Genomic DNA, 23225 nt, shown 5'->3' with positions numbered 1-23225 from the left:
AGGATGGACCGCATGGCCGCAGCCCGCTCCTCCCGCACCGCCCGGTCTCGCGCCGCCGCGAACCCGCTGGCCTGGCGACAGGCCCGGCCCGGGCCGCTGATGCTGCTCAAGGGCCCCGAGGACTACGCCGCCCGCTGGGTCACCGACCAGGTGGTGAAGGGGCTCAAGCAGCGCCACGAGGCCATCGAGACCCACCGCTTCCGCGCCGCCGAGTACCAGCCGGGCCAGCTGGCCATGGCCGCGAGCCCCTCCCTGTTCGCCGAGCCCACGCTGATCATCGCCGAAGGCCTGGAGTCCATGAACGACGCGTTCCTCACGGACGCCCTGGACCTGGTGACCTCCGGCCCGCCGGCCGACGACGTCACCGTGGTCCTCCGCCACACCGGCGGCAACCGCGGCAAGAAGCTGCTGGACGCCGTCGCGACGGTGGGCACCGTGGTGGAGTGTGCGGCGCTGAAGAAGGACGAGGACAAGATCGCCTTCGTCTACGCCGAGTTCAAGGACCACCGGCGCCGCATCGACGAGGAGGCCGCTCGCGCGCTCGTGCAGGCCACCGGTGCCTCGCTCACCGACCTGGCCTCCGCCTGCCACCAGCTGCTCGCGGACACCGAGGGCGCGGTGACCAGGCAGGTGGTGGACCAGTACTACGGCGGCCGCGTGGAGGCCACCAGCTTCGCCGTGGCCGATGCCGCGCTGGAGGGGCAGGCCGCCCGCGCCGTCGCGCTGACCAGGCACGCCCTGGCCACGGGCGTCCACCCGGTGATGCTGACCACGGCGCTGGCCATGAAGGCCCGTCAGGTCGCCCGCGTCATCGACTCCCGGGACGCCCCCAACGAGCTCGCCGCCGCTCTTGGTGTGGCCCCGTTCCAGATGAAGTTCATCCAGCAGGCCGCCCGCCACTGGAGCCCCGCCGGGATCGCGCACGCGATGGAGTGGATCGCCCAGGCCGATGCCGAGGTCAAGGGCGGCTCCCGCAACCCGGACTTCGCCGTCGAGCGCGCGGTGATCCGCGTCTCCACCGGCACCCGCCGCTGAGCCGGCCGGCGCAGCCCCGTTACCTTGTGAGCACCCCCGAACGTCGGGGGTCTGGTCGCTCGGCCGGGTATGGCTCTGTTGCCCTGCCATCAATGGTCCGGGGGGTGTTGCCGCCCGGTCGAGAGACACGCGTTGACCGCTGATAGGGACACGGCCCACCAGCTGGTGAGGTCTCTTCGTAACGTGGGTGCCGGCATCGGGTGTCAAGACTGCGACCAGTAGTGATGCTCCAAGGAAGGACAGCATCATGGAAACCAGATTCGCGGTCGTCATCGGCCTAGACGTCGGGAAGACTGCCCACCACGCGTGCGCGCTCGACCCGGACGGGAACAAGCTGTTCGACAAGCCTCTACCGCAAGACGAGGCCGAGCTCAGGGAGCTGTTCACCAGCATGCAGGCCCATGGAGAGGTGCTCATGGTGGTCGACCAGCCCAACACCATCGGGGCACTGCCGATCGCTGTGGCCCGCGACGTCGGCTGCACCGTCGCCTACCTTCCCGGGCTAGCGATGCGCAAGGCAGCGGATCTGTATCCGGGCAGGTCAAAGACCGATGCGCGCGATGCGTTCATCATCGCTGACACAGCCCGCACCATGCCCCATACCCTCCGGCAGGTCGATCGTGACAGCGAGGTCCTCTCCGCGTTGAAGGTCCTTGCCGGCTTCGATGAGGACCTCGCCCACGAGACCACCCGGGCACTGAACCGGATCCGATCTCTGCTCACGCAGATCCACCCCTCGCTCGAGCGCATCTTCGCCGGCGGCAGCCTTTCAACAGCGCTGGTGCTGGATCTGCTGGAAAAGTTCGGCGGCCCCACTGGGTTCAAGAAGGCTGGGCGGAGCAAGGTTCTGCGCTTCGCCCGTTCCCACTCCCGCCGCGATCCGGAAGCACTGGTTGACCGGATCTTCACCGCTTTGGGTGAGCAGACCGTAGTGGTGCCGGCGACCACAGCAGTCGAGCTCGTGATCCCCCGAGTCGCTGGTCAAGTCAAAGAACTGAAGGAACAACGGGCGACCGTGGCGCAAGAGGTCGAGGCCATGCTGGAGGACTTCCCTCTCGCCTCGGTCTTGATGAGCATGCCGGGGATCGGCATCAAGACCGCCGCTCAGATCCTCCTGACCATCGGAGACGGCTCAGCGTTCGAGACCCCAGGCCACCTCGCGGCCTATGCCGGAATCGCGCCGGTCACGCGAAGATCCGGGACCTCGATCCGTGGTGAGTTCCCGGCTCGTTCGGGCAACAAGCGGTTGAAGAACGCCCTTTTCTACTCGGCCTGGGTCGCCTCGAACTCGGACCCGCTCTCCAAGGCCTACTACGACCGCAAACGCGCCGAGGGCAAGCGCCACAACGCCGCCGTAATCTGCCTAGCCCGCCGACGCTGCAACGTCATCTTCGCGATGCTCCGCGACGGCACCTACTACCAAGCCCCAGAACCCGCCCCTGCCCCCGAGCCAGCCGCCCTCGCGGCTTGACTCGCAACATAGGGACACCCCCCAGTTCTGCATCGTGGGGATACAACACGGTGGTGAGATCGCGTCAGGAGGCCGTGTTGAGCCCTCACTTGAGAGGGGCGCCCTCACTTGAGGGGGGCAGAGAGTTTGCTGCAGTGCAGGCTGGGCTCCCCGGTACCTCACCCTCCAGAGCTGGTCTCTCCGGAACCCCCACCCTGCCGGAGGCAGGTGGCGGCGTCGTCGAGATGACGGAGCCGGATGACTGGGCCACAGACACGAAGGCCCCGTCACCGACCGGTGACGGGGCCTTCGTGTGAAGCTTCAGCAGCTCAGGCGTCCATGCCGTTCACGCGTGCGGCGATGCCGGACTTGCGGTTCGCGGCCTGGTTCTTGTGGATGATGCCCTTGGACGCGGCCTTGTCCAGCTTGCGGGAGGCGACCTTGAGCGCCTCCCCGGCGGCGGCCTTGTCACCGGCGGCGACGGCCTGGTCCACAGAGCGGACCGCCGACTTCAGTGCAGACTTCACCGCAACGTTGCGCTGGCGGGCCTTCTCGTTGGTGAGAATGCGCTTCTTCTGAGACTTGATGTTAGCCAAATCAGGTCCTTCATGTTGTCGGTGCCGGCTCGTGGCCGCACCGTCTGTACAGGGGTCGTAGAGGGCATCTCGGGTGCGGCGACTGAGCGGCGTGGGGAGTGCCTTGGTTCTCCGCCCCGAGGGTGTCCGTCGACCGACCGGACACAATGACCACCACCTTACCAGCCAATGGACATCGGGCGGAACCGGGCCGGCTGCGTGTCACAGATTCCTGCGTGTCCCCTCACGCCTTCCGACGACGGCACCCGCCGACGACGGCACTCGCCGCCGGCATGCTCACCGGGCCTCGTCCGGTCAGACAGGTCAGCGGCTCCAGCCCCGGCGGTCGGCCAGCGCCTGTGCGACGGCGTCGAACCGTGAGCGGTCCAGCACGCCGCCCTCGCGGCGGACGTCCTGCGGATCCACGCGGACGATGCGGTCCAGCTTGGCCTCGGACGGGCGGCCCTTCGAGTCCCACGCGCCCGAGCCGATGTCCACGTAGTCCGGGTCGGAGACGTGGTCGTTGTTGCGGTCCTTGGAGGTGAGCATCAGGCCGAGGAGGTGGCCGTCGTCGTGGCCCACGATCAGGACGGGGCGGTCCTTGCCGCGGCCGTCCAGCTCCTCGAACGGGACCCAGGTCCACACGACTTCCCCGGGGCCTGCCTGCGGGCCGGGGACCGGCGCGTACTCCACGCGGGTGCGCCCGGTGAAGTCGCCCGGGTAGCGGGACACGCGCTGCTGATCGGTCTGCGCGCCGGTGCCGCGTTGACTCTGCGTGCCGGCGCCGCGCCGACGGGGAGCGGGGGCCGTCCCGCGTGGGTCCGGGCCCTGCCGGCGTCCGCCGTCGGCTCGCCGGCGCTGCTGGACGGTGCGGTAGATCCGGCGGGCGAGGGTGACGGCTCGCATGAGGTCGATTCCCATGGAAGCGAGCCTACCGACTCCGCACATGGAAGAATGGGCGGTTGATCCTGGTTCCGCTCGTGAAGGAAGTGCCCTGTGTCGCCTCTGGCGTCTAACCCGCCCGTGCCCTCGCGTACCGATCCCTCGGTGATCCGCAACTTCTGCATCATCGCGCACATCGACCACGGCAAGTCCACCCTGGCCGACCGCATGCTGCAGTGCACCGGTGTGGTCCAGCCGCGCGACATGAAGGCGCAGTACCTGGACCGCATGGACATCGAGCGGGAGCGCGGCATCACCATCAAGTCACAGGCCGTGCGCATGCCGTGGGAGGTCGACGGCGTCGACTACGCCCTGAACATGATCGACACGCCCGGCCACGTGGACTTCAGCTACGAGGTGTCCCGCTCCCTGGCCTCCTGCGAGGGGGCGATCCTGCTGGTGGACGCCGCCCAGGGCATCGAGGCGCAGACCCTGGCCAACCTGTACCTGGCCATGGAGCACGAGCTCGAGATCATCCCGGTGCTGAACAAGATCGACCTGCCTGCCGCAGACCCGGACCGCTATGCCGCGGAGCTCGCCCAGCTGATCGGCTGCGAGCCGGAGGACGTGCTGCGGGTCTCCGGCAAGACCGGCGTGGGCGTGCCCGAGCTGCTGGACCGGGTGGTGACGTCCCTGCCGGCCCCCGTGGGTCAGGCGGATGCACCGGCCCGCGCCATGATCTTCGACTCGGTCTACGACACCTACCGCGGCGTGGTCACCTATGTGCGCGTGGTGGACGGCAGGCTGACCCCGCGCGAGAAGATCCGCATGATGTCCACCGGTGCCGCCCACGAGCTGCTGGAGATCGGCGTGTCCTCCCCTGAGCCGCAGCCGACCGAAGGCCTCGGTGTCGGCGAGGTGGGCTACCTCATCACGGGTGTGAAGGACGTGCGCCAGTCCAAGGTGGGCGACACCGTCACCCTGGAGTCGGACCCGGCCGAGCAGGAGATCGGCGGCTACCGGGACCCGCAGCCGATGGTGTTCTCCGGCCTCTATCCCATCGACGGCTCGGACTACCCGGTGCTGCGCGACGCGCTGGACAAGCTCAAGCTCAACGATGCCGCCCTGAACTACGAGCCCGAGACGTCTGTGGCGCTCGGCTTCGGCTTCCGCGTGGGATTCCTGGGCCTGCTGCACCTGGAGATCGTCCGCGAGCGGCTGGAGCGCGAGTTCGACCTGGACCTGATCTCCACCATGCCGAACGTGGTCTACCAGGTCACCACCGAGGACCGCACCGTGGTGGAGGTGACCAACCCGTCCGAGTTCCCGGAGGGCAAGATCCACGAGGTCCGTGAGCCCATGGCCGCGGCGACGATCATCGTGCCGGCCGAGTTCATCGGCGCCGTCATGGAGCTGTGCCAGTCCAAGCGCGGCCACCTGCAGGGCATGGACTACCTGTCCGAGGAGCGCGTGGAGATCCGCTACCGCATCCCGCTGGCGGAGATCGTGTTCGACTTCTTCGACTCCCTGAAGTCCCGCACCAAGGGCTACGCCTCCCTGAACTGGGGCGCGGACGGCGACCAGGCCGCGGACCTGGTCAAGGTGGACATCCTCTTGCAGGGCGACCAGGTGGACGCGTTCTCCGCGATCACCCACCGCGACTTCGCCTACTCGTACGGCACCATGATGACCGCGAAGCTCAAGGAGCTGATCCCGCGGCAGCAGTTCGAGGTGCCCATCCAGGCGGCCATCGGCTCGCGCATCATCGCCCGCGAGAACATCCGCGCGATCCGCAAGGACGTGCTCTCCAAGTGCTACGGCGGCGACATCTCCCGCAAGCGCAAGCTGCTGGAGAAGCAGAAGGAGGGCAAGAAGCGCATGAAGATGGTGGGCACCGTGGAGGTCCCGCAAGAGGCGTTCATCGCCGCGCTGTCCTCGGACTCCTCGTCCGCGGACAAGGGCAAGAAGTAACGCGTGCCCGCCGTCCTGCCGCTCGGTGACCCCGTCCCCGACGACGGACGCCTCCCCTCCTCGTGCGGGGAGGCGGTCCGCCGGTCCCTCGCCGCGGGCGTACCGAGGACCTTCAGCCTGTACGTGCACGTGCCCTTCTGCACGGTGCGCTGCGGCTACTGCGACTTCAACACGTACACCGCCCCGGACCTCGGCCCCGGCGCCTCGCGCGGCGACTACGTGGACACGGCCCTGGCGGAGGTGGGGTTCGCACGCAGAGCGCTGGAGGACTCCGAGGTGCCGGCAAGGCCGTTGCACACCGTGTTCTTCGGCGGTGGCACGCCGACGCTGCTGCCGGCGGCGCACCTGGTGCGGATCCTGGACGCCGCGCGCGAGGCGTTCGGGATGGTCGACGGAGCCGAGGTGACGGTGGAGGCCAATCCCGACACCGTCGACGAGGCCTATCTGCGTGAGCTGGCCGCCGGGGGCGTGACCCGCGTGTCCGTGGGGATGCAGTCTGCGGTCCCGCACGTGCTCGCCACGCTCGAGCGGACCCACCGACCGGAGAACATCCCGGCCGCCGTGGAGGCGGCGCGGGCCGCCGGCCTGGACGTGTCCCTGGACCTGATCTACGGCACGCCGGGGGAGTCGCTCGGGGACTGGCGGACCACCGTGGAGACGGCGATCGACTGCCGCCCGGACCACATCAGCGCCTACTCGCTGATCGTGGAGGAGGGCACCAAGTTCGGCGCCCAGGTGGCGCGCGGGCAGGTGGCCGACGTGGACCCGGACGACCAGGCGGACAAGTACCTGCTGGCGGACGAGCTGCTGGAGGCTACCGGCTTCCGCTGGTACGAGGTCTCCAACTGGGCGCACGACCCTCAGGAGACCGGGGCACACCGCGCGGAGCACAACGTGGCCTATTGGCGGGACATGGACTGGTGGGGCATCGGCCCCGGCTCCCACTCGCACGTGGCCGGCGTCAGGTTCTGGAACGCCAAGCACCCGGCGGCCTACGCGCAGCGCCTGGCCACCGGCGTGACCCCGGCCGTGGGACGCGAGGTGCCGGACGCCGAGGCACGCCTGCTGGAGCAGGTCATGCTCCACGTCCGCATGGTCGAGGGCCTGGACGTGCGGGTGCTGGAGCAGGCCGAGGACGGGGGTGCGGCCGCCCGTGCCCGCATCCCGCAGCTGATCGCCGCGGGCCTGATCGACGGCGGCCTGGCCCAGGCCGGCCGGATCGTTCCGACCCTGCAGGGGCGGCTGCGCAACGACCACATCGTGCGCGAGCTCGCCGGCTTCTGAGCGGCCGAGTCGCCGTCCCCGCCCGGCCTTGCGATGTGAGGCAAGGTCTCACCCGCCCCGCCCCGCCCCGGCGATGTGAGGGCAAGACACGGTGTTGAGATCGAAGAACGTGGCCGTGTTGCATCCCCACAACGCCGTGGCCGTGTTGCATCCCCGCAACGCCGCGGGCGGGCGCCGTTCGTCTCTGGCCGGCGCGGTCAGCGCAGGATGCGCAGGTTGAACGGGTACCTGTAGGGGCGGCCCTTGTTCACCTGGGAGCCGCCGAGGATGCCGTAGAAGGCCATGACCATCCAGAGCAGCGCACCGATGACGGCGAACACCGGGCCGAGGACGGGCAGCTGTCCCAGGAAGAAGAACACGCCCATGAGCAGGGTCGGCGGGACGGAGAAGTTCAGCGCCTCCTTGGCCTCCTGGGCGGTGAAGGGGCCGCGGTCACGGTAGAGCAGCCAGACGGCCAGCGGGACCATGAAGCCGACGGCCACGCCGAAGTGGGCCAGGGTCGCCCGCTCACGGTCCTGCTTGGCGGTCAGCGGGGCGCCGGGGCCGGAGGAGGCCTCCACCCACGACGGACGGCGGGCGGCCCGCTGCTTCTTGGCCGGGCGCACGGGACGGGCGGGGCGCGGCTCGTCCGGAGCCTCGGTCTTGGTCTTCACGGCAGTGCCCCCACCGGCCACGGCAGCGGCGTGCTTGGGCGCCGGTGCCTCGGGCGTGGCCCGTCGGGAGTCCTCGGCGGCGGCAGGGCCCGCGGCGTGGCGGGCGGAGGCGGGCTTGGGGCGGACGCGGCCGCTGGGGGCGCGGTCCGGCTGAGGGGCCGAGCACGCCGCTGCGGTCTCCGCCTGCTCCGCGCCGCTGGCCGGGCCCTGCTCGGCAGCAGGCTCGGGGAGGCGTCGGGGTGCGCTGCGGTCGGGCTTCGCCACGGTACTCCTCGAAGGGTCGGGGGCTGGCCGGAGACCGACGGTGCGCCCCTGTCTGCCGGCCGGGCGCCCCGCGGTCAGGGGCCGATTCTGCGTCAGTCTATCGCTCAGGCGGTCCCGGGCTCGGTGAGGAAGTCGATGAGTTCCTCCACACGTCCCAGCAGAGAGGGCTCGAGGTCGGCGTAGGTGCGGACCTGGGCCAGCAGCCGCTTCCAGCCCAGGCCCACGTCCTCCTTGGTGCGATGCGGCCAGCCCAGTGCCTTGAGGATGCCGGTCTTCCAGTCCTGCCCCTTGGGCACCACGGGCCAGGCCTGGATGCCGATGACCTGTGGCTTGATGACCTGCCAGACATCCACGTAGGGGTGGCCGAGGATCAGCACGTTGCCGGCCGCTCCGGGCGTCCGCATCGCATCGGCCGCGATGCGCTCCTCCTTGGAGCCGGGCACCAGGTGGTCCACCAGGATGCCCAGGCGGCGCCGGCCGGACGGCCCGAAGTCGGCGATGGCCCCGGCGAGGTCGTCCACGCCGTGCAGGGGCTCCACCACGATGCCCTCGTGGCGGAGGTCCTCGCCCCAGACCTTCTCCACCAGCTCGGCATCGTGTGCGCCCTCGACCCAGATGCGCGACGCCCGCGCCGTGCGCGCCCGGCTGTTCCCGACGCGCACTGATCCGGATGCGGTGCGCTGCGGGGTCCTCTTCGCCGGCCCGTTGGCACGGGCTTCCGGCACGAGCGTCACGGGTTCGCCGTCGATCCAGAAGCCGCCGCCCAGCGGGAAGGACCTGGTCTTCCCGTGGCGGTCCTCCAGCACCACCACGTGCACGCCGCCGGCGCGCTCCACACGCAGCACGCCTCCGACGAATCCGGTGGCGACGTCCTCCACCACGGTGCCCGGCGCGGCGCCGACGGTCTTGGCCCGCGTGCCGGCGGGTCGCTTCAGTGCGTCGGCGGGTCCGGGTCCCCAGCTGTTCCAGTCCATGCCAGCAGACCCTAGCCACGTCACTGCCCGCTGTGAGCGAACCCGCGCCGACGCGCCGTGAACTCGCGGCCGGATCGCCGTAGGATCAGCACTTGAACCCGGAGAGTGCCAGCCGGTCGGCCATGCCGAGGCACCAGGCGCCTGCACCCCGAGCCCACCAGATCAGGAGAGGAGTCCGGTCCCGATGAGCGAACAGCCGCGCCGCATGCAGGTGCTGCAGGCCATCGTGGAGGACTATGTCGCCCTGCGCGAGCCGGTCGGCTCGAAGGCGCTGGTGGAGCGTCACGGCCTGGGCGTCTCCTCGGCCACGGTCCGCAACGACATGGCGGCCCTGGAGGAGGAGGGCCTCATCATGGCTCCGCACACCTCGGCCGGCCGCATCCCCACGGACAAGGGCTACCGCGTGTTCGTGGACCGCCTCTCCGAGGTGAAGCCCCTGTCCGCCGCCGAGCGCCGTGCCGTCAAGGCGCTGCTGGAGCCGGAGGCGGACATGGAGCAGATGATGGACAACGCGGTCCGGCTGTTGGCGCAGCTGACCCAGCAGGTGGCCATCGCACAGTTCCCCCATGAGGACGGCTCCACCGTACGGCACCTGGAGCTGGTCTCCCTGGCGCCGGCCCGCGTGCTGGTGGTCCTGATCCTCTCCACGGGGCGGGTGGACCAGCGTGTGGTCGCCACGGAGCACGAGGCCGAGGACGCCACCCTCGCCGCGCTCAAGCAGGTCCTGCTGCAGTCGCTGGACGGGCTCACGCCTGCTCAGGCCTCCGCCGTCCTGGACACGGCCGTGCTGTCCGTCCCGCCGGAGGACCGTCCGCTGGCGGACACGCTCACCGCCGCCGTCCGCCAGCTGCTGGAGGCGGGCCGCCAGGACCGCATCGTCATGGCGGGCACCGCCAACCTCGCGCGGACCCACGGCGACTTCCCGCAGTCCATCGGCCCCATCCTCGAGGCGCTGGAGGAGCAGGTGGTGCTCCTGCGGCTGCTCACGGAGATGGAACAGGACGTGTCCGGCCTCTCGGTCCGCATCGGCTCGGAGAACGCCGGCTCGCTGGCCGACACCTCCGTGGTGGCCGCCTCCTATGGGCCCGGCGCGGTCGCCAAGCTCGGGGTCGTGGGCCCCACCCGCATGGACTATCCGGGCACCATGGCCGCGGTCCGTGCGATCGCCCGCTACCTCTCCCGGATCCTCAGCACCTGAGGGTCGCCGCCTCATCGGGGGGGCCTCGCCGCGTCCCGACGACGGCCCCTCACCGCATCCTCGAAACCCCATCTGAAGTCTTCTGGAAGGAAGAGTCCCCACCGTGTCCGACCACTACGAGACGCTCGGCCTGTCCCGCGACGCCTCCCAGGAGGAGATCCGCCGCGCGTACCGGAAGCTGGCCCGCAAGTACCATCCGGATGTGAACCCGGGCGAGGAGGCTGCGGACCGGTTCAAGCAGATCTCCCACGCCTTCCAGGTCCTCAGCGATCCGGACAAGCGCCGCAACTACGACTCCACGGGCAACGAGAACGGCAATGCCGGGTTCGGTGGCTTCGGCCAGGGCTCCGGGGGCTTCGGCTTCGCGGACATCTTCGAGACGTTCATGGGCGCCGCCGGCGGCCAGCGCGGCCCGGCCTCCCGCACCCGCCGCGGCCAGGACGCGCAGATCCGCGCGCAGATCTCCCTCAAGGACGCCGTGTTCGGCGCCGAGACCACCCTGCAGGTGGACACGGCCGTGACGTGCGAGGCCTGCAACGGCTCCTGCTGCGAGCCCGGCACCTCGCCGGAGACCTGCTCCACCTGCCACGGCCAGGGCATGATCCAGCGCCCGGTGCGGTCCGTGCTGGGCACGATCATGACCACCGAGGCCTGCCCCGGCTGCCAGGGGATGGGCACCACCCTGCCGAGCCCGTGCCACGAGTGCCACGGCCAGGGCCGTGTGCGCGCCCGGAAGCCGCTGACCATCAAGGTCCCGGCCGGCGTGGACACCGGCACGCGGATCCACCTGGCAGGCCGCGGCGAAGCCGGCCCCGGCGGCGGTCCCCACGGTGACCTCTACGTGGAGATCGTCGTGGCCCCGGACGCCACCTTCGCCCGTGAGGGTGACAACCTGTCCACCACCGTCACCGTTCCGATGGCCGCCGCGGCCCTCGGCACCACCGTCACCCTGGACACCCTGGACGGCCCCCAGACCGTGACCCTGGCCGAGGGCACCCAGCCCGGCCACGTGGAGGTCCTCAAGGGCCTGGGTGTGGGGCGACTGCGCGGCGTCGGCCGCGGAGACCTGCGCGTGAACGTCCTCGTCGCCACGCCCACCGACCTCACCTCGGAGCAGCGCGAGCTCATGGAGCGCCTGGCCGAGCTGCGCGGCGAGGAGGTCGTCCACGGCGCCAAGCACCAGAAGTCGATGTTCGCCCGGATCCGCGAGAACCTGAAGAACCTCTGACGTGACTGCGCACCTGTTCTACGTGGCGCCCGGGGACCTCGACGACGGCCGCCCCGGCTCGTCCGTGACTCTCACCGGGGCCGAGGCGCGCCATGCCGCCGGCGCCATGCGCCTGGGACCGGGGGATCCGATCCTCGTGGCCGACACCGTGGGCCGGCGCGCCCACGGGACCGTGGCCGCGGCGGAGAAGGACTCGGTCACCGTCACCGTGGACCAGGTCGAGGACGTCCCGGCACAGCGCCCGGAACTGGTGCTCGTGCAGGCTCTGGCCAAGGGGGACCGGGACACCCTTGCGGTGCAGACGGCCACGGAGCTCGGCGTGGACGCCGTGGTCCCGTGGGAGTCCGAGCGGGCGATCGTGCGCTGGCGCGGCCCCAGGGAGGCCAAGGCCCGGCAGAAGTGGGCCGATGCCCTCCACGCCGCCGCCAAGCAGGCCCGCCGGGCCCGCATTCCTGTCTTGGAGCCCACCGTCACCGGCGCCTCGGTGAGGGACCTCGTCACGGAGGGGACCGTCGTCGTGGTCCTGCATGAGGACGCGACGCAGGGGCTGACCGCCGCGGACGCGGCGGACTGGTCCGAGGCGGAGCGGATCGTGCTGGTGGTGGGCCCGGAGGGCGGGATCTCCGCCGGCGAGCTCGATGCGCTCACGGACGCCGGCGTGCAGCTGCGGCTTCTCGGGACCAACGTGCTGCGGTCCTCCACGGCGGGACCGGCCGCCATCGCCGTCCTCCAGCACCTGCTCGGACGCTGGTGACGCACGTAGAATGAGCGGACGCGCCACGTTGCCGCCTGCGGCACAGGCGTCCTGCATGCCCCTGACAGCACCTGCGAACCCCGAGGTGATGAACCCCATCGTGACGTCCTCTCACGCCGAGACCCGTCCCACCGTCCCCACCGGCCACCACAGCGTCCACTTCGCGTCCTCGGACCTGATGGTCCGCACGCTCGGACCCCAGGACGCCCTGCTGCGGATCCTGGCCGGCGTGTACCCGCAGGTCGAGGTCTCCGTCCGGGACCAGGAGCTCGGGCTGGACGGCCCGCCCGCCGAGGTCGCCGGGGTGCGCCGGATCGTGGAGGACCTGCGCGGCATCGCCCACAAGGACATCCCCGTCACCGCGGACACCATGGAGCAGGTGGTGACCCTCGTGCGCGGCGGCCGCGCCCCGGCCACCGCCGTCTCCCGCGCCTCCATCCTGTCCGGCCGCGGCCGCACGATCCGGCCGAAGACCGTGAACCAGCAGGAGTACGTGGACGCCATCGACGGCAGCACCATCGTGTTCGGCATCGGCCCGGCCGGCACCGGCAAGACCTACCTGGCCATGGCCAAGGCCGTGCAGGCGCTGCAGGCCAAGGAGGTCAACCGGATCATCCTCACCCGCCCCGCGGTGGAGGCCGGCGAGCACCTGGGCTACCTGCCCGGCGGGCTGTCCGAGAAGATCGACCCCTACCTGCGCCCGCTCTACGACGCGCTGCATGACATGGTGGAGCCCGAGTCCATCCTGCGGCTGATGGAGGCCGGGACCATCGAGGTGGCTCCGCTGGCCTACATGCGCGGCCGCACCCTGAACGACGCGTTCGTGATCCTCGACGAGGCACAGAACACCACCGGCGAGCAGATGAAGATGTTCCTCACCCGCCTCGGCTTCGGCGCGCACATGGTCATCACCGGAGACACCTCCCAGGTGGACCTGCCGCGCGGGACCGCCTCCGGCCTGGCCCAGGCCGTGGAGGTGCTGGAAGGAGTGGACGGGATCGAGATGGTCCGCTTCGACTCGTCGGACGTGGTGCGCCATCGGCTGGTGACCGCGATCGTGGACGCCTACGACACCCTGCGCCCGGAGACCGGCCGCGGCGCCCAGCCCGGAAGGAGCCGCCGTGGCCGTTGAGATCGTGAACGAATCCGGCATCGACGTGCCGGAACAGGACCTGCTCGCCATGGCGAAGCACGTCTACGCGCGCATGCACGTCCACCCGCAGGCCGAGACCGCGGTGACCGTGGTGGACGCCGCCCGCATGGCCGAACTGCACGTGGAGTGGATGGACCTGGAGGGCCCCACCGATGTGATGAGCCTGCCCATGGACGAGCTCGCCCCCGGCACCGAGGACGCCCCGTCCGAGGGCGTGCTCGGAGACGTGGTGCTGTGCCCGGAGGTGGCCGCCGAACAGGCGGCCCGCGGCGGCCACAGCCGCGACGACGAGCTGATGCTGCTGCTCACGCACGGCATGCTCCACCTGCTGGGCTACGACCACATGGAGCAGGACGAGCGCGCCGAGATGTTCGCGCTGCAGGACCGCCTCGTCGCCGAGGTCCTCGGCCGCCCCGCCCCCGCCCCGACCACTGAGGACTGAGCGAACCGCCGTGATCACTCCCGTCATCCTGGTCGTCGCCTTCGTCCTGTTCATCATCCTCACCTGGGTGCTGGCCCTGGCGGAGTCGGCGTTCACCTACCTCTCCCGCAAGGACGCTGAGGAGATCGCCCGCGCCAGTGGGAAGTCCACGGCCCTGGAGGTGTTGGCCGAGCTGCCGGCACACATGGGCTCGCTGCGCTTCTGGCGCCTGCTCACCGAGTCGTTGGCCGCCGTCTGCATCACCATCGCGATGGTGGAGTTCACCGGCATCTGGTGGGCGGCGCTGCTGTCCGCGGCGCTGCTGGTGGTGGTGGTCGCCGGCCTGCTGGGCGTGTGGTCTCCACGGCCGATCGGCTCCCGCAACGAGGCCGCCGTGGCCAAGCGCACCGGCGGCATGGTCCGCGGCCTCACCAGGGCCCTCGGCCCGCTGTCCCGCCAGCTGGGACGGGACCGCCGCCGTCCTGAGCTCGAGGTGGACGACGAGGACGACTTCCAGGAGCGCCACCTGCGCGAGGTGGTGGCCCGGGCCCACGACGCGGACGTCCTGGCAGACTCCGAGGCCGAGCTGATCCAGTCCGTCTTCACCATGGGGGACACCCTCGTGCGCGCCGTGATGGTGCCGCGCACGGACGTGGTGACCATCGACGTGGAGCACAACCTCCGCCAGGCCATGCAGCTGTTCCTGCGCTCGGGCTTCTCCCGCGTGCCTGCGGTCGGGGAGGACGCGGACGACGTGCGCGGCATGCTCTACCTGAAGGACGTCACCCGCGCCCTGCACAAGGACGGTGTGGACCCGGAGACCTGCGTGTCCGAGCGGATGCGGGACGTGCGCTTCGTGCCGGAGTCCAAGTCCGTGGCGTCCCTGCTGCAGGAGCTGCAGCGCGAGTCCACCCACGTGGCGATCGTGGTGGACGAGTACGGCGGCACCGCTGGCCTGGTGACGCTGGAGGATCTGATCGAGGAGATCGTCGGCGAGATCTACGACGAGGACGACCGCCAGGACCAGCCCGAGGTGGAGAAGGTCGAGGACGGCGTCTACCTCGTGGACGCTCGCATGAACGTCTCGGACTTCGCGGAGGAGTTCGACGTGGACCTGGACGACGAGGAGGACGTGGACACCCTCGGCGGCCTGCTGGCCAAGCACGTGGGCCGCGTCCCGATCCAGGGCTCCGAGGTGACCGTCCAGGGCATCGTCCTGCACGCCGAGGCCCTGGAGCCGCGCCGCAACCGCGTCTCCCGGCTGCGCGTGACCGAGACCGAGGACCGCCCGCTGCGCTTCCGCCAGCGTGAGGACGAGCAGGACACCGAACCCGGCCAGACCGCGACGAAGGAGCACGCATGAGCCGCAGGGACCGCAGGCAGGACCGTGAGGCTCCGCTGCTGGATGTCAGCGGGGTGGACCCGGAGTTCCGCTCCGGCTTCGTCTGCCTGGTGGGCCGGCCGAACGCCGGCAAGTCCACACTCACCAACGCGCTGGTGGGGGAGAAGGTGGCGATCACCTCCTCGAAGCCGCAGACGACGCGACACACCATCCGTGGCATCGTGCACCGGGACGAGTTCCAGCTGGTGCTGGTGGACACTCCCGGCCTGCATCGTCCGCGCACCCTGCTGGGGGAGCGGCTCAACGACCTCGTGGCGGAGACCCTCAACGAGGTGGACGCCGTGGGCATGTGCATCCCGGCCGACGAGGCGATCGGCCCGGGCGACCGCTTCATCGCCCAGCAGCTGAGCTACCTCAGGCGCACGCCTGTGGTGGCGATCGTGACGAAGACGGACAAGGTCTCCCCGCAGCAGCTCGCTGAGCAGCTGCTGGCCGTGACGGCCCTGGGCGACGAGGTGATCGGCCCGGAGAACCAGGGTGAGGGCTTCCGCGCCGTCGTCCCCGTCTCCGCCGTGCAGGGCCGGCAGGTGGCGGACGTGGAGACGGTCCTCGGCGACCTGCTGCCGGAGGGTCCGCCGCTCTACCCGGACGGCGAGCTCACCGACGAGCCCGAGGCCGTGATGGTGGCTGAGCTGATCCGCGAGGCTGCCCTGGAGGACGTCCGGGACGAGCTGCCGCACTCCGTGGCCGTGGTGGTCGAGGAGATGGCCCCCCGCGAGGACCGGCCGAAGGACCGGCCGCTGGTGGATGTCTGGGCCTCGCTCTACGTCGAGCGGGACAGTCAGAAGGGCATCATCATCGGCAGGAAGGGCGCTCGCCTGCGCAAGGTCGGCCAAGACGCCCGCGCCGGCATCGAAAGGATGCTCGGAACCGACGTCTACCTGGATCTCAGGGTCAAGGTCGCGCGCGACTGGCAGCGCGACCCGAAACACCTGCATCGACTCGGCATGTAGAGGCATATGTGAAAGACGACACGCTTGGGCGGCGCAGTCGCGCCTGGCCCAGGGAGCTGTTATCCTCTCACTGGATAGAACAGGCGTCACACAGCTTGATCCGCAGTTCACTCCAGAACTCGACCACCAGTCACTCCAGCCTCCGAGGAGGGGTTCCCCTTGACCAACGAGCAGTCGCGGTCGATTGATCGCCGAACCGTCACCGCGGGCATGGCCTGGGCCGTTCCGGCCGTGGCTACCGCCGCCGCCGCGCCCGCCTTCGCCGCGAGTCAGGATCCTACCCATTGTTACCGCTTCCGCGGTTCAGTGTTCTCCCGGGTAGAGTCGTGGGGCGAGCAGTCTTGCTACAACGGCACCTATGGCGGCCATGGGTTCCCCCTCGCCGACCTCCGCTTTGACAACCAGACGCCTGTCGGTACGTCGCCGCTCGGTTTCTCGATCGTCGAGATGCCCCTCAGTGACGGCTCCGGTCAGTCGGAGCGCACCCTGGCTACCCTGGACTCACCCGTGGAGTTCGTCATCGCCTACCCCGCCGGCATGGTGGACATGAGCCGCGGTGTCAACGGATTCACCTTCAGCAACGGCACCGACGCAAACTGGTCGGGCCCTTCGTGCCGCCAGTCCACCGCCACTGATCCCCGGGGCGTCACGCAGACCTACGACGTTTTCACTTTCACTTGGTCCGGTTCGCTGACGCAGGAGACAGTGGAGGACCAGACTGACGCCGGCACCCGCCCCATCAGCTGGTCCGACACCGCCCTGAGCGGCAGTTGGAACGTCAACACCGGCTACTGCTTCGTGGATGATTCGGAGTACGTCTTCTCCAACTACTACGCAGGTGGCACAGCCGAACAGCTCAACGGCCCCTTCGGCACTTTCACCACGGCAAACGGATTCGCAGGCGAAGTCGTATCCAACAGCCCGTCGACTGGCGGCTGGATCCTTTTGCAGAGGGACTGAGGTCGAATCTCCGACAGTCTCGGCGCCCCTCCCTAGGCGAAGCTCTCTCGCCAAGGGAGGGGCCGTCGTCGTCTTTACCCACTTTCCGGACGTGTCCGTCCACCCAGTGAGACCCCCGCGTGTCACAGGCGCGACGGACGCCGCGGATGGGTGTGGAATGGGATCAGGAGAGTGGGGCGGCCCATCCGCGCCGTCCACCCGCCCCGTCACCGGCACACCCGCCGGCGGCGGCCCACAGGCCACCAGACACCGAGTCGAGAGGTGAGGCGCCATGCGCAACGTCCAGAAGCCGTCCGGCATGAAGTTGGGCAAGTACGCCCCGTACCTGGATCAGTTCACCATCGACCTTCCGGACCGCACCTGGCCGGACAAGGTCATCACCTCGGCACCCCGCTGGTGCGCCGTGGACCTCCGCGACGGCAACCAGGCCCTCATCGATCCGATGGGACCCGAGCGAAAGCTGCGCATGTTCCAGCTCCTCGTGTCCATGGGATACAAGGAGATCGAGGTCGGCTTCCCGTCCGCCTCGCAGACCGACTTCGACTTCGTCCGCCAGCTGATCGAGGGCGACCACATCCCGGACGACGTCACCATCCAGGTCCTCACCCAGGCCCGCGAGCACCTGATCGAGCGCACCTTCCAGTCCCTCGAGGGCGCCAAGCAGGCCATCGTCCACCTGTACAACGCCACCTCGGTGCTGCAGCGCCGTGTGGTGTTCCGCCAGGACGAGGACGGCATCGTGGACATCGCCACCCAGGGCGCCCGCCTGGTGAAGAAGTTCGAGGAGCAGCTCACCGGCACCCAGATCACCTATGAGTACTCGCCCGAGTCCTACACCGGCACCGAGCTCGAGTTCGCCCGGCGGATCTCCGACGAGGTCGCCACGGTGCTGGAGGCCTCCACGGACCGCAAGATGATCCTCAACCTGCCGGCCACCGTGGAGATGGCCACCCCCAACGTGTACGCCGACTCCATCGAGTGGATGCACCGCAACCTCGAGTGCCGTGAAAACGTCATCCTCTCCCTGCACCCGCACAACGACCGGGGCACCGGCATCGCCGCCGCCGAACTCGGCTACATGGCCGGCGCCGACCGGATCGAGGGGTGCCTGTTCGGCAACGGCGAGCGGACCGGCAACGTGGACCTCGTGGCCCTCGGCATGAACCTGTTCAGCCAGGGCATCGACCCGCAGATCGACTTCTCGGACATGGACCACATCAAGCGGACGGTGGAGTACTGCAACCAGCTGCCCGTGCCCGAGCGCACCCCCTGGGGCGGCGACCTCGTGTTCACCGCCTTCTCCGGCTCCCATCAGGACGCCATCAAGAAGGGGTTCGAGGCCATGGAGCAGGATGCCGCGGCTGCCGGGAAGGACCTGGACGAGATGCTCTGGCAGGTCCCGTACCTGCCCATCGATCCGAAGGACATCGGCCGTTCCTACGAGGCCGTCATCCGGGTCAACTCGCAGTCCGGCAAGGGCGGTGTGGCCTATCTGCTCAAGACGGAGCACAACCTGGACCTTCCGCGCCGAGCGCAGATCGAGTTCTCCCACGTCATCCAGTCCCTCGCGGACTCCCAGGGCGGAGAGGTCTCCGGCGACGACCTCTGGGACGTCTTCCAGGACGAATACCTGCCCGCCGAGGACGAGGCCGGCCGCTGGGGTGTCTACCACCTCGGCGCGGTCCAGACCGAGTCCCCGGCCGAGGGCGTGTTCTCCATGACCGTGGAGGTGGAGCGGGCGGGACAGTGGTCCACCCGCACCTCCACCGGCAACGGCCCGATCGCCGCCTTCCTCAGCATGCTGGCGGAGGACGGGGTGGACGTCCGGGTCCTGGACTACTCCGAGCACGCCCTGTCCGAAGGCGGCTCCGCCATGGCCGCCGCCTATGTGGAGGCCGCCATCGGCGACCGCGTCCTCTGGGGAGTCGGGCTGGACCACAACACCACCCAGGCTTCCCTGAAGGCCGTGGTCTCCGCCGTCAACCGCGCCCTGCGCGACCAGGCCTGAGCCCCATGAGGACAGGCTCCTCCGCCGCCGCACCGGGTGAGGGCGGCGGCGGAGCCGCGTCTCGGCGCGGCAGTGCACGCAGCTCCCGCGGACCCGGAGGCGGCTACACCGCCAATTCCTTCCGCACCGAGGGCATCGTGCTGCGCACGCACAGGCTCGGCGAGGCAGACCGGATCCTGGAGATCCTCACCCCGGACCACGGCATCGTCCGTGCCGTCGCGAAGGGGGTGCGGCGCTCCACCTCCCGCTTCGGATCCGTGGTGGAGCCGTTCATGCACTCCACCCTGCAGATCGCCCGTGGCCGCAAGGACCTCCACACCGTCTCCCAGGCCCAGCTGATCACGCCCTACGCCACCTGGTTGGCCGCGGACTATGAGCTGTTCTCCCTCGCCGCGGCCATGGCCGAGACGGTGGAGCGCGTCACGGCCGTGGACGCCGACGGCGCACAGGCCCAGTTCCGTCTGTTCCACGGCGCCCTGGCTGCCCTGTCCCGACGACGGCACACGCCTTCCCTGATCCTGTCCAGCTTCCTGCTGCGCACGCTGAGCGCAGCGGGCTGGGCACCGTCCTTCACCGACTGCGCCCGCTGCGGGGCGCCGGGCCCGCACCGCTCGCTGGCCATCGCCCTGGGCGGCATGGTCTGCGAGGACTGCCGGCCGTCCGGCTCGTCCCGGCCGGCCCCCGAGACCGTCGGGCTGCTGGCGGCGCTCCAGGTGGGGGACTGGGGCGTCGCGGACGCCGCGTCGGACCTCGCCGTGCGGGAGGCCGCCGGTATCGTGGGCGCGTACCTGCAGTTCCACGTCGAGCGCCGGCTGGTGTCCCTCACCGTGCTCGAGCAGATGGCTCAGGCCGCACCACCTGCACCGCCTCGATGAAGGACCAGCACCGATGAGCCCCGTCCGCCGCGACCCCACCGTCTCCAGCCCCGTCGGACGGGAGCGGGCCATCGTGGCTCCTCCGGCGCACCCCTCCAGAGTGCAGCCGCCGGCACTGGACCGGAGGTTCGTGCCGCAGCACGTGGCGATCGTGATGGACGGCAACGGCCGCTGGGCGAACGAGCGCGGCCTTCCGAGGACCGAAGGCCACCGGGCGGGTGAGGCCGCCCTGCTGGATGTGGTGGCCGGCGCCGTGGAGCTGGGCATCGGCCACGTCTCCGCCTACGCCTTCTCCACGGAGAACTGGAAGCGCTCCCCGGAAGAGGTCCGCTTCCTCATGGGCTTCTCCCGGGACGTGCTCCGCCGTCAGCGGGACACCCTGCACTCCTGGAACGTGCGCATCCGCTGGAACGGCCGCACCCCGCGGCTGTGGAAGTCCGTGATCAAGGAGCTGCGGACCGCCGAGGAGCTGACGAGGCACAACACCGGCACCACCCTGCACATGTGCGTGAACTACGGCGGCCGCGCCGCCATCACCGACGCGGTCAGGGCGATCGCCGAGCAGGTGGCTGCCGGCGACCTCACACCCGAGGGCATCCGCGAGGAGACACTCACCCGCTACCTGGACAAGGACATCCGCGCAGGGGTGCGGGGGAGCCGGCCGACCCCGGACGTGGACCTGTTCCTGCGCACCTCCGGCGAGCAGCGCCTCTCCAACTACCTGCTCTGGGAGTCCGCCTACGCCGAGCTGCTGTTCATGGACATCCTCTGGCCGGACGTGGATCGCCGCACCCTCTACGAGGCCGTCGAGCTCTATGCCCGCCGTGACCGCCGCTACGGCGGCGCCGTGGACAAGTCCGGGACGTGACCGTCAGCCCCCGTAGGCCCGCAACCACTGCAGGACATCTGCAAACGCCTGGTTGCGGATGGCCTCGGGTGAGGCGAAGACGTCATGCAGGGCGTCCGGGTAGCGGTTGATCGTCACTCGGCGGCCCAGGCGCAGGGCACGTTCTGCCATGGTCTCAGGCTCCAGCACGATGTCCGCGGTCTTCATCTCCTCGGAGAACTTCGCGCCGCGGAAGCCGCGCTCGGACACCAGGGTCAGCACCGGCTCCTGGATGTCCAGCCCGGCCTTCACCTGCGCGTGGCCCACCAGCACCGCTCCCAGCCAGGCGGCGGGCACCTCGAAGGAGGTCTTCGGCCGCCACAGCGGGTGCAGGTCCCACTCACCCTCCGCCTCCGAGGACAGCGTGCGCCAGTAGAAGTCGATCTTCGGCAGCTTGAGCATGGCGTAGGGCTGACGACTCGCCACCGGGTCCACGATCGTCTTGGCCAGATGCCGCACCCACGTGGAGCCCTGCATCTCCAGCCACGGGCTGTTCAGCACCAGCGCCCGGATGCGCCCGGGGTTGCGCTCGGCCCACAGCGAGGCGACCAGCCCGCCGGTCGAGTGCGCCACGATGATCGGCTTGTTCTCGTAGGTCCGGCCGATCTCGCCGAGCGCGGTCTCGATGTCCGCGTCATAGTTCAGCAAGGAGTCGGTCCACCCGGGGGTCTGCCCCTCGCGCAGGGAGCGTCCGTAGCGGTGAAGGTCCATGGCGTGGAACGCGTAGCCGGCATCCTCGAAGGCCTTCGCGGCCGGCTCGTTGTAGAAGTAGTCCGCCCACCCGTGGATGAGCAGCACCGGGGTTCGCGAGCGGTCCCGCTCATCAGCCACAGGACGGACGATCGTGACGAGGTTCGTACCCTGGTCGTCCTCGGACACCGCGAAGGTCTTCGCCTCGAAGCCGTCGATGACGTCCGGCTCCCAGTCGCCGCCCGGCTCCGTGGTGAGCAGGGCCGGCAGCTCCGGCGCGCCGGCATCCGATTCGCGCGGATCGGCGGAGGCCGGCACCGCAGCCGGGGTGGAGGAGGAGTCGGGGCGGCGGTCGTCGTCGGGAAGGGTCATGGGATCCAGCCTAGGTGCGGCACGCCGCCGCGGCCCGGGGCAGGTCGTGGGATGATGCACACATGCAGATGCCTTCCGTGAAGACCGGGATCGAGACCCTGCTGAGTTCGAGACTGCCGCGTGCGTACCCGCCCTTCTTCAACGCCGTCTTCTCCGGCATGGACGCCGAGCAGGCCCACGAGAAGGGCGTGATCGGCATCCGCGCCGCCGAGCGCACCGGCGCCTCCGCCGTGCTCCGCTCCGCCTTCCGCCCGGACCCGTGGCTCGCCCGCACCGTGATGGGCCTGCGCTTCCCGTCCCCGTTCGGCCTCGCCGCAGGATTCGACAAGCACGGCCTGTGCACCACGGCCCTGGCAGACCTCGGCTTCGGTCACATCGAAGTCGGCACCGTCACCGCCCAGGCCCAGCCCGGCAACGACAAGCCCCGCCTGTTCCGCCTGGTGCAGGACCGGGCGGTGGTCAATCGCATGGGCTTCAACAACGAGGGCGCCGCCGCGGTCGCCCCGCGCCTGGCCGCCTCCCGCGCCACCCTTCAGCGGCGCTTCGGCCAGATCCGCCCGGTCCTGGGTGCGAACATCGGCAAGACCAAGCTGGTCGGGCTCGCCGACGCCGCCGCGGACTACCGCATCTCCGCCCGCCTGCTCTCCCCGCACGCGGACTACCTCGCCGTGAACGTCTCCTCCCCGAACACCCCCGGCCTGCGCCAGCTGCAGGAGATCGCCACCCTCGAGCCGCTGCTGCGCGCCGTCCGCCAGGAGGCCGACGCCGCCGTCACCGACCGCCACCTGCCGCTGCTGGTGAAGATCGCCCCGGACCTCGCCGACGAGGACATCGTGGCCGTCGCGGACATGGCCCGTCAGCTGCCGCTGGACGGCGTCATCGCCACCAACACGACCATCGGCCGGGAGGGTCTGACAACCGATGCCGCCGAGGTCGAGAGACTCGGTGCCGGCGGGCTGTCCGGCGCGCCGCTGAAGCAGCGGTCCCTTCAGGTGCTCCGCCTGCTCCGGACCCAGCTGCCGAAGGACGTCGCCCTGGTCAGCGTCGGCGGGGTCACCACCGCTGACGACGTGGCCCAGCGCCTCGAGCTCGGCGCCGACCTGGTGCAGGGCTACACGGCCTTCCTCTACGAGGGGCCGTTCTGGGCCGGCCGCATCAACGCCGGCCTGGGACGGCGCCTGCGCGTCTGAGCCTCACCGCCCGGGGGTGGAGGGCCGGTCCCGCCGGTCCGGCACCC

Annotated in this window: 21 protein-coding genes; 16 read left to right on the top strand and 5 right to left on the bottom strand. The window is 70.3% G+C overall.

What is annotated here, in order from left to right:
• Positions 1-12: 12 nt before the first annotated feature.
• Both holA and HMPREF2863_RS07100 read left to right on the top strand, forming a co-directional pair.
• Complete coding sequence (holA, locus tag HMPREF2863_RS07105; RefSeq protein WP_070639144.1) at positions 13-1035, top strand: DNA polymerase III subunit delta; 1023 nt, start codon at positions 13-15, stop codon at positions 1033-1035.
• Positions 1036-1282: 247 nt separating this feature from the next.
• Complete coding sequence (locus HMPREF2863_RS07100) at positions 1283-2506, top strand: IS110 family RNA-guided transposase (RefSeq protein ID WP_070639062.1); 1224 nt, start codon at positions 1283-1285, stop codon at positions 2504-2506.
• Positions 2507-2814: 308 nt separating this feature from the next.
• Here HMPREF2863_RS07100 and rpsT read toward each other — a convergent pair whose 3' ends face one another.
• Entirely contained in the window at positions 2815-3081 is a 267-nt protein-coding gene (gene rpsT, locus HMPREF2863_RS07095) for a 30S ribosomal protein S20 (RefSeq protein WP_067191612.1), read from the bottom strand.
• 303 nt (positions 3082-3384) lie between these two features.
• Complete coding sequence (locus tag HMPREF2863_RS07090; protein WP_067191613.1) at positions 3385-3981, bottom strand: type II toxin-antitoxin system PemK/MazF family toxin; 597 nt, start codon at positions 3979-3981, stop codon at positions 3385-3387.
• A gap of 75 nt (positions 3982-4056) precedes the next feature.
• Between HMPREF2863_RS07090 and lepA the strand changes: the two genes are divergently transcribed.
• Both lepA and hemW read left to right on the top strand, forming a co-directional pair.
• On the top strand, positions 4057-5913 hold the full coding sequence (gene lepA, locus HMPREF2863_RS07085) for a translation elongation factor 4 (RefSeq protein WP_067191615.1): 1857 nt from the start codon (positions 4057-4059) through the stop codon (positions 5911-5913).
• 3 nt (positions 5914-5916) lie between these two features.
• Positions 5917-7197 carry a radical SAM family heme chaperone HemW gene (gene hemW / locus HMPREF2863_RS07080; protein ID WP_070639059.1) on the top strand — a complete coding sequence of 427 codons (1281 nt, stop codon included), beginning with the start codon at positions 5917-5919 and terminating at the stop codon, positions 7195-7197.
• A 197-nt stretch (positions 7198-7394) separates the two neighbouring features.
• On the opposite strand, the gene HMPREF2863_RS12350 is transcribed toward hemW, so the two are convergent.
• Entirely contained in the window at positions 7395-8114 is a 720-nt protein-coding gene (locus HMPREF2863_RS12350; protein WP_246828851.1) for a DUF4870 domain-containing protein, read from the bottom strand.
• A 104-nt stretch (positions 8115-8218) separates the two neighbouring features.
• Positions 8219-9088: a DUF3097 domain-containing protein gene (locus HMPREF2863_RS07070; protein WP_070639057.1), complete on the bottom strand. Its 870-nt coding sequence runs from the start codon at positions 9086-9088 to the stop codon at positions 8219-8221.
• 184 nt (positions 9089-9272) lie between these two features.
• On the opposite strand from HMPREF2863_RS07070, the gene hrcA reads away from it, so the two are divergent.
• The 11 genes from hrcA to HMPREF2863_RS07015 all read left to right on the top strand — a co-directional run bounded on the left by hrcA (position 9273) and on the right by HMPREF2863_RS07015 (position 20908).
• Positions 9273-10286 carry a heat-inducible transcriptional repressor HrcA gene (gene hrcA / locus HMPREF2863_RS07065; protein WP_070639056.1) on the top strand — a complete coding sequence of 338 codons (1014 nt, stop codon included), beginning with the start codon at positions 9273-9275 and terminating at the stop codon, positions 10284-10286.
• Positions 10287-10389: 103 nt separating this feature from the next.
• Positions 10390-11514 carry a molecular chaperone DnaJ gene (gene dnaJ / locus HMPREF2863_RS07060; protein ID WP_067191909.1) on the top strand — a complete coding sequence of 375 codons (1125 nt, stop codon included), beginning with the start codon at positions 10390-10392 and terminating at the stop codon, positions 11512-11514.
• 1 nt (position 11515) lies between these two features.
• Positions 11516-12268: a 16S rRNA (uracil(1498)-N(3))-methyltransferase gene (locus HMPREF2863_RS07055; RefSeq protein ID WP_067191911.1), complete on the top strand. Its 753-nt coding sequence runs from the start codon at positions 11516-11518 to the stop codon at positions 12266-12268.
• A gap of 61 nt (positions 12269-12329) precedes the next feature.
• Positions 12330-13400, top strand: a complete 1071-nt coding sequence (locus HMPREF2863_RS07050) for a PhoH family protein (RefSeq protein ID WP_070639142.1) — start codon at positions 12330-12332, stop codon at positions 13398-13400.
• Positions 13390-13863, top strand: a complete 474-nt coding sequence (gene ybeY / locus HMPREF2863_RS07045; protein ID WP_067191912.1) for an rRNA maturation RNase YbeY — start codon at positions 13390-13392, stop codon at positions 13861-13863. Before HMPREF2863_RS07050 ends, ybeY begins: the two co-directional genes overlap by 11 nt.
• Positions 13864-13873: 10 nt before the next feature.
• Positions 13874-15205 carry a hemolysin family protein gene (locus HMPREF2863_RS07040; protein WP_070639054.1) on the top strand — a complete coding sequence of 444 codons (1332 nt, stop codon included), beginning with the start codon at positions 13874-13876 and terminating at the stop codon, positions 15203-15205.
• Positions 15202-16197: a GTPase Era gene (era, locus tag HMPREF2863_RS07035; RefSeq protein ID WP_070639051.1), complete on the top strand. Its 996-nt coding sequence runs from the start codon at positions 15202-15204 to the stop codon at positions 16195-16197. Before HMPREF2863_RS07040 ends, era begins: the two co-directional genes overlap by 4 nt.
• Positions 16198-16356: 159 nt before the next feature.
• Positions 16357-17157: a hypothetical protein gene (locus HMPREF2863_RS12345; protein WP_246828850.1), complete on the top strand. Its 801-nt coding sequence runs from the start codon at positions 16357-16359 to the stop codon at positions 17155-17157.
• A gap of 271 nt (positions 17158-17428) precedes the next feature.
• Entirely contained in the window at positions 17429-19165 is a 1737-nt protein-coding gene (gene leuA, locus HMPREF2863_RS07025; protein ID WP_070639046.1) for a 2-isopropylmalate synthase, read from the top strand.
• A gap of 5 nt (positions 19166-19170) precedes the next feature.
• A complete protein-coding gene (gene recO, locus HMPREF2863_RS07020) occupies positions 19171-20040 on the top strand; it encodes a DNA repair protein RecO (RefSeq protein ID WP_083315291.1) in 870 nt (289 codons plus the stop codon).
• Positions 20041-20053: 13 nt separating this feature from the next.
• Positions 20054-20908 carry an isoprenyl transferase gene (locus HMPREF2863_RS07015; RefSeq protein WP_070639044.1) on the top strand — a complete coding sequence of 285 codons (855 nt, stop codon included), beginning with the start codon at positions 20054-20056 and terminating at the stop codon, positions 20906-20908.
• A gap of 3 nt (positions 20909-20911) precedes the next feature.
• On the opposite strand, the gene HMPREF2863_RS07010 is transcribed toward HMPREF2863_RS07015, so the two are convergent.
• Complete coding sequence (locus HMPREF2863_RS07010) at positions 20912-21988, bottom strand: alpha/beta hydrolase (protein ID WP_083315290.1); 1077 nt, start codon at positions 21986-21988, stop codon at positions 20912-20914.
• Between the two features lie 62 nt (positions 21989-22050).
• Here HMPREF2863_RS07010 and HMPREF2863_RS07005 point away from each other — a divergent pair, with 62 nt between their 5' ends.
• Positions 22051-23178 (top strand): quinone-dependent dihydroorotate dehydrogenase, encoded by a 1128-nt coding sequence (locus HMPREF2863_RS07005; RefSeq protein WP_070639042.1) that lies wholly within the window; start codon positions 22051-22053, stop codon positions 23176-23178.
• The last annotated feature ends 47 nt before the right edge of the window (positions 23179-23225 follow it).

Origin of the sequence: Micrococcus sp. HMSC067E09 (assembly GCF_001812555.1) — a bacterium.
Classification (GTDB): domain Bacteria; phylum Actinomycetota; class Actinomycetes; order Actinomycetales; family Micrococcaceae; genus Micrococcus; species Micrococcus lylae.
The sequence above is the reverse complement of the archived record's forward strand: the minus strand, read 5'-3'. Positions and strand labels throughout refer to the sequence as shown.

What these genes read in the sequence shown, in the direction of transcription:
- HMPREF2863_RS07070 (WP_070639057.1), bottom strand. Translation starts at nt 9,088, where the DNA reads ATGGACTGGAACAGCTGGGGACCCGGACCCGCCGACGCACTGAAGCGA.
- HMPREF2863_RS07100 (WP_070639062.1), top strand. Translation starts at nt 1,283, where the DNA reads ATGGAAACCAGATTCGCGGTCGTCATCGGCCTAGACGTCGGGAAGACT.
- holA (WP_070639144.1), top strand. Translation starts at nt 13, where the DNA reads ATGGCCGCAGCCCGCTCCTCCCGCACCGCCCGGTCTCGCGCCGCCGCG.
- HMPREF2863_RS07010 (WP_083315290.1), bottom strand. Translation starts at nt 21,988, where the DNA reads ATGACCCTTCCCGACGACGACCGCCGCCCCGACTCCTCCTCCACCCCG.
- hrcA (WP_070639056.1), top strand. Translation starts at nt 9,273, where the DNA reads ATGAGCGAACAGCCGCGCCGCATGCAGGTGCTGCAGGCCATCGTGGAG.
- leuA (WP_070639046.1), top strand. Translation starts at nt 17,429, where the DNA reads ATGCGCAACGTCCAGAAGCCGTCCGGCATGAAGTTGGGCAAGTACGCC.
- HMPREF2863_RS07090 (WP_067191613.1), bottom strand. Translation starts at nt 3,981, where the DNA reads ATGGGAATCGACCTCATGCGAGCCGTCACCCTCGCCCGCCGGATCTAC.
- era (WP_070639051.1), top strand. Translation starts at nt 15,202, where the DNA reads ATGAGCCGCAGGGACCGCAGGCAGGACCGTGAGGCTCCGCTGCTGGAT.
- HMPREF2863_RS07005 (WP_070639042.1), top strand. Translation starts at nt 22,051, where the DNA reads ATGCAGATGCCTTCCGTGAAGACCGGGATCGAGACCCTGCTGAGTTCG.
- HMPREF2863_RS07015 (WP_070639044.1), top strand. Translation starts at nt 20,054, where the DNA reads ATGAGCCCCGTCCGCCGCGACCCCACCGTCTCCAGCCCCGTCGGACGG.
- recO (WP_083315291.1), top strand. Translation starts at nt 19,171, where the DNA reads ATGAGGACAGGCTCCTCCGCCGCCGCACCGGGTGAGGGCGGCGGCGGA.